The organism is Fusicatenibacter faecihominis (assembly GCF_020686945.1).
Taxonomy (GTDB): Bacteria; Bacillota; Clostridia; order Lachnospirales; family Lachnospiraceae; genus Limivivens; species Limivivens faecihominis.
This window is the reverse complement of sequence record NZ_JAJEPR010000031.1, coordinates 1-12,924: the sequence shown is the minus strand read 5'-3', so window position 1 is coordinate 12,924 and position 12,924 is coordinate 1. Positions and strand designations below refer to the sequence as shown.

The following is a 12,924-nucleotide window of genomic DNA, read 5'->3' as shown; positions in this document are numbered from 1 at the left end:
CCAGCCGATGTTCATCATCCATGTAGATTTTATTCCTGATACGGCAACAGTTTCATTGCACAGTAGCTGATATTGATCAGATTGACCAGCATCTCAATCCCTTTGTGAATCCGCACCATGTAGCTGCAAAAAGACCAGAATGTTTTCTGCTCATAATAACTGGTTTCTATATTCCGCCGGAAAGAGTACAGGAACAACGGGATATATTTCATCCAGTTACTTCCGGTATGGTTTAATGGTTCTTTTTCCTGCCATGCGCAGAAAATCTGCAGTTATAGGAACATGTACAATTCCTGAAAGGGTAAGTAAAGTTCGCATAAAAACAACCGGATTACAAGCATATTTTTATAATGAAAATTTTTGGATAAGAATAGGAGAAATTAATGGGACAACAAGTGTTTAAAAATGAAAATTTCTATATTGATGAAACTAAATCAAATTATATAGAACAATTACAAACGATGTACCAGAAAGATATAGTTGTTCCGGAAATGAAATACAAAGAATTTTTAGAAAAATTATATGAAAAGTTTTCATTAAAAGAGACTACGCTTTCAGGTATAGATAAAGTTACATATGCGACACTTAACTCTAATTTAATTAATTTAGATAGATCAAAGATATGGATTGTTATCAATGATGAAAGTGTAAAAAATTTTTATAAGTATTATTACCAAAGATTTTTTAATAAAAGTTATGTATGCTTAGTATATGATCCGAATTTAGATACATTTTATTCTAATTGTTCTTTATTTGAAGCATATATTAAGATTATACGAGGTATTAATGAAGAAGAAATTGTAAAAAACACTTTTAAATATCGAGATTATTTAAACACGATGTATCAATATCAAAAATTGATAACAGAGTTAAAAAATGGTTGAAGTAAAGAAAGCTGCAATTGAAATCAGGTATATTAATTTTCAGATTTACATATGCTATAATGCCTATAGGCAAGAAAGAATAATTATCTCACCAGAAAAACGGCTCCCGATCCTCGGAAGCCGTTTTTCCTGCAAGTAGTAAAAGAAAAATGTGATATGTGTAATCGGAAAACGGAGGACCGTTTCCGCAATTACTGAATGTTCATGGGATAGTTGCCGTCGAAGCAGGCACAGCAGAGAGGGAGGTCTCCGACCATGGAAGGTAAATCTTCGATTTTCATGTATCCCAGGGAGTCTGCACCGATGGAGTCGCGGATCTCTTCCAGGTTGTGCGAACAGGCGATGAGCTGATCATTGGAGGGGACATCCGTGCCGAAGTAGCAGGGGTGCAGGAAGGGCGGGGAGGCCACGCGTACATGGACGCTTAAGGCTCCGGCCTTTTTCAGCATGTGGATGAGGTTGGCGATGGTCGTGCCGCGGACGATGGAATCATCCACAAGGACGATGCGTTTGCCGCGAACCACGGGCTCAATGACATTTAATTTCACCCGGACGGCGGATTCCCGCTCTTTCTGGGTGGGTTTGATGAAGGTCCGGCCCACATAGCTGTTTTTGTGGAAGGCAAGGGCAAAGGGAATCCCGGATGCCTCCGAATAGCCCTTGGCTGCGGCAAGACCGGAATCCGGAACGCCGACTACGATATCTGCCTCTACGGGATAAGCGGCTGCCAGTGCAGCGCCGCCCCGGATGCGAGCTTCGTAGGTGGAAATGCCGTCCAGATGGCTGTCCAGCCGGGCAAAGTAAATATATTCGAAAATACAGTGGGCATGTTTTTCCTGGCACAGGCTTGTGTCGGATTTGATGCCCTCGCTGGTTATTGTCACGATCTCACCGGGAAGGACATCCCGGATAAATTCTGCATCGACGGCAGAAAGCGCACAGCTTTCCGAGGCGATGACGTAGGCATCCTCTCTTTTTCCGATACAGAGAGGTTTTAATCCCAGGGGATCACGCACACCCACCAGTTTTCTGGGGCTGGCGATGACCAGACCATAGGCTCCGCGGATCTTTGCCGCGGTTTTTTTGATGGCTTCCTCCACGCTTGTACTGTGGACCCGTTCTCTTGCCACACAGTAGGCGATGACCTCAGAATCTGTGGTAGTGTGGAAGATGGCGCCGTTCTCTTCAAATTCCCGGCGGAGTTCTTCTGTGTTGACCAGATTTCCGTTGTGGGCCAGAGCCAGAGTACCCTTGACGTAATTGAGCACCAGAGGCTGGGCGTTACTGGCGGAATTTCCTCCTGTGGTGGAGTAGCGGACGTGGCCGATACCCAGGTTTCCATGAAGGGAATGAAGGGTTTCTTCTTTAAAAACTTCGTTGACGAGTCCCAGATCTTTATGGGAGCTCATGTTGCCTTTCGGCCCCGTGGTATCGCTGACGGCAATACCACAGGATTCCTGGCCGCGGTGCTGCAGGGCACACAGGCCATAGTAAATAGAAGGAGCGGCTTCGGTACCTTCTTTTGCAAAGATACCGAAAATGCCGCATTCCTCTTTGATTTCACAGGAAGGATCCAGTTCCATGTGTCGATTCCTCGCTTTCCAGTCAGTTTACTTTTGTAAAAGAGGGGGATGAGCGTACCTGAAGAAAAAGGAAAGCGTTCAGACGGAAAAGAGCAGCTGATCGTAGGTCGGATAAGGCAGTTCTTTTTCCGGAATTCTGGTCTCTGCTTCGTCTGCTACGGCACGGAGTTCATCCATGAGAGCCAGAACCTTGTCATGGCAGAAGGTAGCGGCTTCCTGCATGGATTCCATGGAAGAAACCTCCTCTGTGAGAGCTTTCAGCTTGTCGTTGCCTTCGGACAGGGTCTCATAGGCAGCGGTAAGAGATTCCACGAGAGCCAGTTCTTTCTCTGCTTTGATGGAGGGCAGGAGCGCTTTTTTGTCCAGAACGCTCTTGGAAACCTCTCCTGCGAAGCGGGATACAGCAGGAAGGAAGTCTTTGCTGAGCATTTCCTGCATGGTCTTGGACTCCAGCTGGATGGTCTTTACATAGTTTTCCAGAAGAATCTCATAACGGGAATGGATTTCTTCTTTGGTGAAAATATGATGTTTCAGGAAAAGATCCACGTTCTTTTCTGCGATAAACTGCGGAAGGGCCTCCGGTGTGGATTTCAGGTTGAAAAGACCACGTTTTTCTGCCTCTTCTACCCATTCATCGGTATAACCGTTTCCGTTGAAGATGATCCGTTTGTGTGCTTTGACGGTCTTTTTGATCCATTCATGGACTGCGGATTCCATCTGATCTGCCGGTGTATCCTTCAGCTCATCGTAGAACTGGGAGAGAACCTCTGCAACCGCAGTGTTCAGAACGGTGTTCGGACCTGCCACAGACTGACCGGAACCAAGCATACGGAATTCGAATTTGTTACCGGTGAAGGCAAAGGGGGAGGTACGGTTCCGGTCGGTGTTGTCCTTGAAGAAATGAGGAAGGACATGAGCTCCGATATCCAGCTGGACTCTGTGCTGGCCGCTGAAATAGGTGTCGTTCTCGATGGCCTGAAGGATAGCAGTGAGCTCATCACCGAGGAACATGGAAACGATGGCTGGCGGTGCCTCATTGGCCCCCAGACGGTGATCGTTACCCGGGGTGGCGGCGGAGATCCTCATAAGATCTGCGTAATCATCCACAGCTTTGATGACAGCGGTGAGGAATACCAGGAACTGTGTGTTTTCTGCCGGTGTTTTGCCCGGATCCAGAAGGTTGCTGCCGGTATTGGTGATGATGGACCAGTTGTTGTGTTTTCCGCTTCCGTTGATGCCCTCGAAGGGTTTCTCATGGAGCAGGCAGGCCAGATCATGTTTGTCGGCTACCTTTTTCATCACTTCCATGGTCAGCTGGTTGTGGTCAACTGCCACGTTTGCGGTATCAAAAACGGGTGCCAGCTCGTGCTGAGCAGGAGCAACCTCGTTATGTTTTGTTTTGGCGGGAACGCCCAGTTTCCAGAGCTCCTCATCCAGATCATGCATGTAAGCGGCTACGCGGGGTTTCAGGACACCGAAGTAATGATCTTCCATTTCCTGTCCTTTTGGAGCCGGTGCACCGAGGAGGGTTCTTCCGCAGAAGAGCAGGTCGCGGCGGGCTCTGTAGGCTGCCTTGTCAACAAGGAAGTATTCCTGCTCCGGTCCTACGGTGGTGTTGACGCCGGTCACTGCGGTGTTGCCCAGCAGATGAAGGACTTTGACTGCCTCAGTGCTCAAAGCTTCCATGGCGCGTAAGAGAGGGGTCTTTTTATCCAGCGCTTCTCCGTTGTAGGAGCAGAAAGCGGTGGGGATGTAAAGGGTCTGGTCTTTGATAAAAGCAGGAGAGGTAGGATCCCATGCAGTATAACCTCTGGCCTCAAAGGTGGCTCTCAGTCCGCCGGAGGGGAAGCTTGATGCATCGGGTTCACCCTTTACCAGTTCTTTTCCGGAGAAATCCATGATCACTTCGCCGTCTCCTGTGGGAGAGATGAAGCTATCGTGTTTCTCGGCGGTATAGCCGGTCATGGGCTGGAACCAGTGTGTAAAATGGGTAGCTCCGTTTTCAACAGCCCATTCTTTCATGGCAACAGCCACGGAGTTTGCGACGTCCAGCTCCAGGTGAGTTCCGTTTTCGATGGTTTTCTTCAGAGCTTTGTACATATCCTTAGGAAGCTTGTCACGCATCACTTTATCGGTGAAAACAAGGCTTCCATATAAACTGGGAATATCTTTTGACATAAGAAATGGCACTCCTTTCAATACTTGCTGATGTTCTATGGCACTTTCGTTACTCCGCAGCGATGACACTTAAAACAGGTCAGCCGGACCGGCTTTTCATAGCCTGCAACGAAAAAAGGCGCTCAGGAGAGAATGGATCACTCCTAAGCGCCGTTGCTTATGACTCGTAGTATACTCAAAAATCCGGTCTTGTCAACACCCTTTTTTAATTTTTTTTTCAACCGGACGTCCTGAACTGTCACAAAAAAATTTCAAAAAACAGGGATTTACAAACGGGGCAAAATGAGATATAGTAAGTCCCATGAAATTTGATGACAAAGGTGTCAGAAAGTTCCCAAACCGGGCTTTCTGACACCTTTTTTTCATTGTAAGCAGGCAAGAGCAAGGAGGAAAATGTGATGGCAGTAAAATATGTATTTGTGACAGGCGGTGTGGTTTCCGGTCTGGGCAAGGGAATTACGGCAGCTTCGCTGGGCCGTCTTCTGAAAGCTAGAGGCTATCAGGTGACGATGCAGAAGTTTGATCCCTATATCAATGTAGACCCGGGTACGATGAACCCCATTCAGCACGGCGAGGTTTTCGTTACCGACGACGGTACGGAGACAGACCTGGATCTCGGTCATTATGAGAGATTTATTGATGAAAGCCTGGATAAAAATTCCAACGTGACCACCGGTAAAATTTACTGGTCTGTTCTGCAGAAAGAGCGTCACGGAGATTACGGCGGGGGCACCGTACAGGTGATTCCGCACATCACAAATGAGATCAAGAGCCGGTTCTATCGGGCCAAAGAGGAGAACGAGGACCGGATCGCTATTATAGAGGTAGGCGGAACCGTCGGCGATATCGAGAGTCAGCCTTTCCTGGAGGCCATCCGTCAGTTCCAGCACGACGTAGGCCATGAAAATGCCGTTCTGGTCCATGTGACCCTGATTCCTTATCTGAAAGCATCCGAGGAGCTGAAAACGAAACCGACTCAGGCCAGCGTCAAAGAGCTGCAGGGCATGGGCCTTCAGCCGGATGTTCTGGTCTGCCGGAGCGAATATCCGATTCCCGACGAGGTGAAAGCGAAGATCGCCTTGTTCTGCAACGTGCCGGTCTACCATGTGCTCCAGAACCTGGATGTGGAATATTTATATGAAGCGCCCCTTGCCATGGAAAAAGAAAATCTGGCTCAGGTGGTTCTGGAAAGTCTTCATCTTCCCTGCAGAGAGCCGGATCTGACGGAATGGAAGGAAATGGTGGAAAATTTACGCCATCCGGAACAGGAAGCAGAGATCGCCATGGTCGGGAAATATACCCAGCTGCATGATGCTTATTTAAGTGTGGTAGAGGCACTGAAGCATGGCGGTATCGCAAACCGTGTCAATGTCCGCATTCGCTGGGTGGATTCTGAGGAGATCACCGATGAGAATGTAGCGGAAAAGCTTGCCGGTGTGGATGGTATCCTGGTTCCCGGCGGTTTCGGCCCCAGAGGTACGGAAGGAATGATCACGGCCATTCGTCACGCAAGAGAGAAAAAGATTCCTTTCCTTGGGATCTGCCTCGGAATGCAGATGGCTATCGTAGAATATGCAAGAGATGTCCTTGGTTATACGGATGCGAACAGCATTGAGCTGGATCCGGAGACCACACATCCGGTCATTGCCCTGATGCCGGATCAGGAGGACGTTGAGGATCTGGGAGGAACGCTTCGTCTGGGCGCTTATCCCTGTATATTAAAAGAAGGAACCCGGTCCAGAGAGCTCTTTGGAAAAGAAGAGATCAGTGAGCGTCATCGTCATCGTTATGAGGTGAACAATAAATATCGTGCAGAGTTTGAAGCAAAAGGGATGACGGTTGCCGGCTGTTCCCCGGATAAACGGATCGTGGAGATGATCGAAGTGGTGGATCATCCGTATTTTGTAGGAACACAGGGGCATCCGGAGTTCAAGTCCAGACCGAACCATGCGCACCCGCTTTTCAGAGGACTGGTAACAGCCGCAGCTGCGTATGCGAAGGAAAAATAACACCCAGGAAAGGATGGAAACAGATGAGTGAGATGAAAGGTTTATATAGAGAACAGTTCGAGCATGACAACTGTGGTATCGGCGCAGTTGTGAACAGCAACGGCGTCAGGAGCCACAAGACCGTGGAAAATGCTCTTCATATAGTAGAAAACCTGGAACACCGCGCCGGCAAGGATGCAGAGGGAAGGACCGGCGACGGCGTGGGTATCCTCCTGCAGGTATCCCACAAATTTTTCAGCAAAGTGGCAAAAGAAGAAGGCTTTGATATCGGCGGAGAGAGAGATTACGGTGTCGCTCAGCTGTTTCTTCCCCAGGATGAGATGAAACGGAACCAGGCGAAAAAGATGTTTGAGATCATCGCCGGAAAAGAGGGCCTGACCCTTTTAGGCTTCCGTAAAGTGCCGGTGGCTGAGGAAGTTCTCGGTGAAAAAGCGAGAAGCTGCATGCCTTATATCATGCAGGCCTTCCTGAAACGGCCCGAGGGCGTGGAAAAAGGTCTGGATTTTGACCGGAAGCTCTACATCGCAAGAAGAGTTTTCGAGCAGAGCAACGACAACACCTATGTGGTTTCCATGTCCAGCCGGACGATTGTATACAAAGGTATGTTTCTGGTGGGACAGCTTCGGACCTTCTTTGCAGACCTGCAGGATCCGGATTATGAGTCTGCCATCGCCATGGTCCATTCCCGTTTCAGTACCAACACCAATCCGAGCTGGGAGAGAGCCCATCCGAACCGCTTTATCGTTCACAACGGTGAGATCAACACGATCCGCGGAAATGCCGACAAAATGCTGGCCCGTGAGGAGACCATGTCTTCCGACCATCTGAAAGGACAGCTCTACAAGGTGCTTCCGGTGGTAGATACCAGAGGTTCTGACTCCGCCATGCTGGACAACACGCTGGAATTCCTCGTTATGAGCGGCATGGAGCTTCCGCTGGCCGTCATGGTGACGATTCCGGAGCCCTGGTCCAACAACCACACGATTTCCCAGGAAAAACGTGATTTTTATCAGTATTATGCGACCATGATGGAGCCCTGGGACGGTCCGGCTTCCATTCTGTTTTCCGATGGCGATGTGATGGGTGCGGTTCTTGACCGGAACGGCCTCCGTCCTTCCCGTTACTACATTATGAAAAATGGTGACGTGATCCTCTCCTCCGAGGTGGGCGTTCTGCCGGTTCCCGAGGAGGAGATCGTCATCAAGGAGCGCCTGCATCCCGGAAAAATGCTGCTGGTCGATACCGTGAAGCATAAGATTTTCGAGGATGAGGAGCTGAAAGAATACTATGCGAAAAAACAGCCTTACGGCGAGTGGCTGGACAGCAACCTGGTAGAACTCCATGACCTGAAAATCCCCAATATCAAAGTGGAGGAGTTCACCGACGAGGAGAGAGCAAGACTTCAGAAAGCCTTCGGTTACACCTATGAGGAATACCGGAAATCCATTCTGGAGATGGCATTAAACGGCGGCGAGGGAACCGCTGCCATGGGTGTTGATACGCCGCTGGCAGTGCTTTCCAAACAGCATCGTCCCCTTTTCGACTATTTCAAACAACTTTTTGCCCAGGTAACAAACCCGCCCATCGATGCGATCCGTGAAGAGATTGTCACCAGCACGACCGTTTACGTCGGAAAAGACGGCAATCTCTTAAAAGAGCAGCCTGAGAACTGTCAGGTTCTGAAGGTCAACAATCCGATCCTGACTAACACCGATATGCTGAAAATCAAGCATATGAAGGTGGAGGGCTTCCTGGTAGCAGAGGTTCCGATTACCTATTATAAGAGCACCAAGCTGGAGCGCGCCATCGAGCGGCTTTTCGTGGAGGTGGATAAGGCTTACCGTGACGGAGCCAACATCCTGGTTCTGACAGACCGCGGTGTGGACGAGAATCGTGTGCCCATGCCCTCCCTGCTGGCTGTTTCTGCGGTGCATCAGCATCTCGTAAAAACGAAAAAGCGTACCTCTCTGGCTGTGATTCTGGAATCCGGCGAACCCAGAGAAGTGCATCATTTCGCTACCCTTCTGGGCTACGGCGCAAGTGCCGTCAACCCCTATCTCGCCCAGGACACGATCAAAGAGCTGATCGATCAGGGACTGCTGGAAAAAGATTACTATGCGGCTGTGGATGATTACAATCACGCAATCTTGAGCGGCATCGTAAAAATCGCTTCCAAGATGGGTATTTCCACGATCCAGTCCTATCAGGGTTCCCAGATCTTCGAGGCCATCGGTATTTCCGAGGATGTTATCGAGAAATATTTCACCGGAACTGTGAGCCGCGTGGGCGGAATTACCCTGGAGGATATCGCAAAGGATGTGGACGAGCGCCACAGCAAGGCTTTTGATCCCCTGGGACTGAACACCGATCTGACGCTGGACAGCGTAGGCAAGCACAAGATGAGAAGTGGCGGCGAGACCCACCGTTACAATCCGAAGACGATTCACCTTCTGCAGCAGGCGGCCTGGAACGGAGATTATAAGACCTTTAAGGAATACACCGGCATGGTGGACGAGGAGACCAGCGGAAACTTAAGAAGCCTTCTGGACTTCAATTATGCGGCCCATCCCATCCCCATCGAGGAAGTGGAGAGCGTGGACAGCATCGTCCGTCACTTCAAGACCGGCGCCATGTCATACGGCTCCATTTCTCAGGAAGCCCATGAGACCCTGGCCCTGGCCATGAACATGCTTCATGGAAAATCAAACACCGGTGAGGGCGGCGAGAGCGATGACCGTCTGGATTCCAAGGGAACCGAGCACGACCGCTGTTCCGCCATCAAACAGGTGGCTTCCGGTCGTTTCGGCGTGACCAGCCGTTATCTCGTCTGTGCGGACGAGATCCAGATCAAGATGGCCCAGGGTGCGAAGCCCGGTGAGGGTGGCCATCTGCCTGCGAAAAAAGTTTATCCATGGGTGGCAAAGACCAGACACTCCACGCCCGGCGTGAGCCTGATTTCCCCGCCGCCTCATCACGATATTTACTCCATCGAGGACCTGGCAGAGCTGATCTATGACTTGAAAAATGCCAATCAGTACGCGAGAATTTCCGTAAAACTGGTATCTGAGGCCGGTGTCGGAACCGTCGCAGCCGGTGTGGCAAAGGCAGGCGCTCAGGTAATCCTGATTTCCGGTTACGACGGAGGTACCGGAGCGGCTCCGGAAAGCTCTATCCACAATGCGGGTCTTCCCTGGGAGCTCGGTCTTTCTGAGACTCATCAGACCCTGCTCCAGAACGGCCTCAGAAGCCGTGTCATTATCGAGACCGACGGTAAGCTTATGAGCGGTCGTGACGTAGCCATCGCAGCCATTCTCGGCGCAGAGGAGTTTGGTTTCGCAACGGCTCCCCTGGTGACGATGGGCTGTGTTATGATGCGTGTCTGTAACCTGGATACTTGCCCGGTGGGCGTGGCTACCCAGAACCCGGAGCTTCGTAAGAGATTCAAAGGAAAACCGGAGTATGTGGTAAACTTCATGCGTTTCATTGCGGAAGAGCTCCGTGAATATATGGCAAAACTCGGCGTCCGTACCCTGGAAGAGATGGTGGGAAGAACCGATCTTCTGAAGGTAAAAGAGTATGCGGAGAATCCCATGGCTTCCAAGATGAACCTGGATGGCATCCTATACAATCCGTATCTGGGCCAGAACCAGCACTTTAAGAAAGAGGACGTTTATGACTTCAAACTGGAGCAGACCAAGGACAAAAAGGTCCTCTGGAAGAAGCTGAAAGGAGCCGTAGAAAAAGGCGAGAAAGCTTCTCTGAAAGTGGAAGTTTCCAATACGGACCGTGCTTTCGGTTCCATCCTCGGTTCCGAGATCACCAGCCGCTACAAGAACGGCCTGCCGGAGGATACGATCACTCTGAACTGTACGGGAGCCGGCGGCCAGAGCTTCGGCGCTTTCATTCCGAAGGGCCTGAGCATCTGTCTCACTGGAGACTGCAACGACTATATGGGTAAAGGTCTTTCCGGCGGTAAGATCACTGTGACAGCGCCTGCCAAGAGAACTTATAAGGCAGAAGACAACATCATCATCGGAAACGTAGCCCTCTACGGAGCCACCAGCGGCGAAGCCTACATCAACGGTGTGGCCGGCGAGCGTTTTGCAGTCCGGAACTCCGGCGCGACGGCCGTTGTGGAGGGCGTTGGCGAGCATGGCTGTGAGTACATGACCGGAGGCCGTGTGGCAGTCCTCGGAAAGACCGGCAAAAACTTTGCTGCAGGTATGAGCGGCGGTATCGCTTACGTTCTGGATGAGGAAAACGAGCTCTACAAGAACCTGAACAAAGCCATGATCCACATTGAAAAAGTGGAGGAAAAATACGATATTCAGGAGCTTCGCGAGATGATCGAGAAGCATGTACAGGAGACCGGTTCCGAGAAGGGCCAGCGGATCCTGGATCATTTTGAGGATTATCTTCCCAAGTTTAAGAAGATCATTCCCATCGATTACAAGAAGATGGTTACTCTGAGTACAAAACTGGAGGAAAAAGGAATGTCCAGAGAACAGGCACAAATGGAAGCTTTCTATGAGAGTTTTCAGGTGAAATAAGCGGGAGGTAGAAGAAAAATGGGAAAATCGACAGGATTTTTAGAGTATGACCGGGAGACTTCCACGGCGGAAGCCCCCCTTGAGAGGATCAAACATTTCCATGAGTTCAAAACTCCCCTGAAGCTTGAGGAGCAGCAGAAGCAGGGGGCACGCTGTATGGAGTGCGGCGTTCCCTTCTGCCAGTATGGTGATATGCTTGCAGGCATGGCTTCCGGCTGTCCCCTGCACAATCTGGTACCGGAGACCAACGATCTGGTTTACCGCGGAAATTTCAAACAGGCTTATCTCCGTCTTTCCAAGACCCACTGTTTTCCGGAATTTACCAGTCGTGTTTGTCCGGCTCTCTGTGAGGCGGCCTGCACCTGCAACGTGAACGGCGAGCCTGTTTCCACCAAGGAAAATGAGAGAGCCATCATCGAGACTGCCTATGCGGAAGGCTGGGTACAGCCGGAGCCGCCCAAGGTACGCACAGGAAAAAGAGTTGCCATTGTGGGAAGCGGTCCTTCGGGACTGGCTGCTGCCATGCAGCTGAACCGCCGCGGCCATGAGGTGACGGTCTACGAGCGGCACGACCGGAGCGGCGGCCTGCTCCGCTACGGCATCCCGAACATGAAGCTGGAAAAGAGCGTGCTGGACCGTCGGATTCATCTGATGGAAGAGGAAGGTGTGAAATTTGTCACCGGCGTGGATGTAGGAAAAGACATCAAAGCGGAAGAGCTGACGAAGAATTTTGACCGGGTAATCCTGGCCTGCGGGGCTTCCAATCCGAGAGATATCAAGGTGCCGGGAAGAGACGCGAAAAATATTTTCTTTGCTGTGGATTTTCTCTCCAAAGTGACGAAGAGCCTTCTGGATTCCGGCGAAAAAGAGCAGGTTTCCAAAGAGGTACGAAGCCTTGCGGAAGGCAAGCATGTGCTTGTCATTGGAGGAGGCGACACCGGAAATGACTGTGTGGGAACCAGCATCCGTCTGGGAGCAAAATCCGTGACCCAGCTGGAGATGATGCCCAAACCCAGCGAGACCAGAACTCCTTCCAACCCCTGGCCCCAGTGGCCCAGAGTCCTGAAAACCGATTACGGCCAGGAAGAAGCCATCGCCGTCTTCGGTCATGATCCCCGGATTTATCAGACTACGGTGACGGAGTTTATCAAGGATGAGAAGGGTGCAGTCAAACAGGCGAAGATCGTGAGCCTGAAACCTGTCAAGGATGAGAAGACTGGAAGGATGAATATGGTTCCGGTGGAAGGAACTGAGAAAGTCATTGAAGTGGGACTGGTGCTTATTGCGGCAGGATTCCTGGGAAGCCAGGCGTATGTGACGGAGGCCTTCAAGGTGAAAGTCAATGGAAGGACCAATGTGGAGACCGCTCCCGAGAGTTATGAGAGCAGCGTATCCGGCGTGTTTGCGGCGGGGGATGTGCATAGGGGGCAGTCGCTGGTGGTCTGGGCCATTCGCGAAGGGCGGATGGCCGCAGAAGCAGTCGACAGATCTCTGATGGGATACACCAACTTGTAATGCGAGGGGACGCTCGGAGTCGCGAGGCCGTCGTCCCCTCGCGCTCCCCTGGTGGCCCCGCTTTAGAAAATAGGGTGCATACGTCATACTGCTACTGCGTGAAATGAATACTGCAAAGGGGCGGCTCGGAGTCGCGAGCCCGCCGCCCCTCTGCACACCCCACTGGGCCCGCTTTAGAAAATAAGAGGCTTACGTCATACTGAAG

General features: G+C 50.8%; 7 protein-coding genes. 4 read left to right on the top strand and 3 right to left on the bottom strand.

The window, feature by feature from the left end; genetic code table 11:
* Positions 1 to 29: 29 nt before the first annotated feature.
* Positions 30 to 212: a hypothetical protein gene (locus LKD71_RS13895; protein ID WP_331466476.1), complete on the bottom strand. Its 183-nt coding sequence runs from the start codon at positions 210 to 212 to the stop codon at positions 30 to 32.
* 171 nt (positions 213 to 383) lie between these two features.
* On the opposite strand from LKD71_RS13895, the gene LKD71_RS13890 reads away from it, so the two are divergent.
* Entirely contained in the window at positions 384 to 884 is a 501-nt protein-coding gene (locus LKD71_RS13890; RefSeq protein ID WP_227615915.1) for a hypothetical protein, read from the top strand.
* A 191-nt stretch (positions 885 to 1,075) separates the two neighbouring features.
* On the opposite strand, the gene purF is transcribed toward LKD71_RS13890, so the two are convergent.
* Positions 1,076 to 2,467: an amidophosphoribosyltransferase gene (purF, locus tag LKD71_RS13885; protein ID WP_227615914.1), complete on the bottom strand. Its 1,392-nt coding sequence runs from the start codon at positions 2,465 to 2,467 to the stop codon at positions 1,076 to 1,078.
* A 78-nt stretch (positions 2,468 to 2,545) separates the two neighbouring features.
* Positions 2,546 to 4,645: a glutamine synthetase III family protein gene (locus LKD71_RS13880; protein WP_227615913.1), complete on the bottom strand. Its 2,100-nt coding sequence runs from the start codon at positions 4,643 to 4,645 to the stop codon at positions 2,546 to 2,548.
* Between the two features lie 398 nt (positions 4,646 to 5,043).
* On the opposite strand from LKD71_RS13880, the gene LKD71_RS13875 reads away from it, so the two are divergent.
* Genes LKD71_RS13875 through LKD71_RS13865 form a run of 3 tightly spaced genes read left to right on the top strand, consistent with a single transcriptional unit; the run spans position 5,044 to position 12,719 of the window.
* Entirely contained in the window at positions 5,044 to 6,654 is a 1,611-nt protein-coding gene (locus LKD71_RS13875; RefSeq protein WP_227615912.1) for a CTP synthase, read from the top strand.
* Positions 6,655 to 6,677: 23 nt separating this feature from the next.
* Positions 6,678 to 11,204, top strand: coding sequence for a glutamate synthase large subunit (gltB, locus tag LKD71_RS13870; protein WP_227615911.1), 4,527 nt, complete (start codon positions 6,678 to 6,680; stop codon positions 11,202 to 11,204).
* 18 nt (positions 11,205 to 11,222) lie between these two features.
* Positions 11,223 to 12,719 (top strand): glutamate synthase subunit beta, encoded by a 1,497-nt coding sequence (locus tag LKD71_RS13865; RefSeq protein ID WP_227615910.1) that lies wholly within the window; start codon positions 11,223 to 11,225, stop codon positions 12,717 to 12,719.
* The last annotated feature ends 205 nt before the right edge of the window (positions 12,720 to 12,924 follow it).

Coding starts and splice junctions, on each gene's coding strand:
- gltB (WP_227615911.1), top strand. CDS start 6,678: ATGAGTGAGATGAAAGGTTTATATAGAGAACAGTTCGAGCATGACAAC.
- LKD71_RS13875 (WP_227615912.1), top strand. CDS start 5,044: ATGGCAGTAAAATATGTATTTGTGACAGGCGGTGTGGTTTCCGGTCTG.
- LKD71_RS13890 (WP_227615915.1), top strand. CDS start 384: ATGGGACAACAAGTGTTTAAAAATGAAAATTTCTATATTGATGAAACT.
- LKD71_RS13865 (WP_227615910.1), top strand. CDS start 11,223: ATGGGAAAATCGACAGGATTTTTAGAGTATGACCGGGAGACTTCCACG.
- LKD71_RS13880 (WP_227615913.1), bottom strand. CDS start 4,645: ATGTCAAAAGATATTCCCAGTTTATATGGAAGCCTTGTTTTCACCGAT.
- LKD71_RS13895 (WP_331466476.1), bottom strand. CDS start 212: ATGAAATATATCCCGTTGTTCCTGTACTCTTTCCGGCGGAATATAGAA.
- purF (WP_227615914.1), bottom strand. CDS start 2,467: ATGGAACTGGATCCTTCCTGTGAAATCAAAGAGGAATGCGGCATTTTC.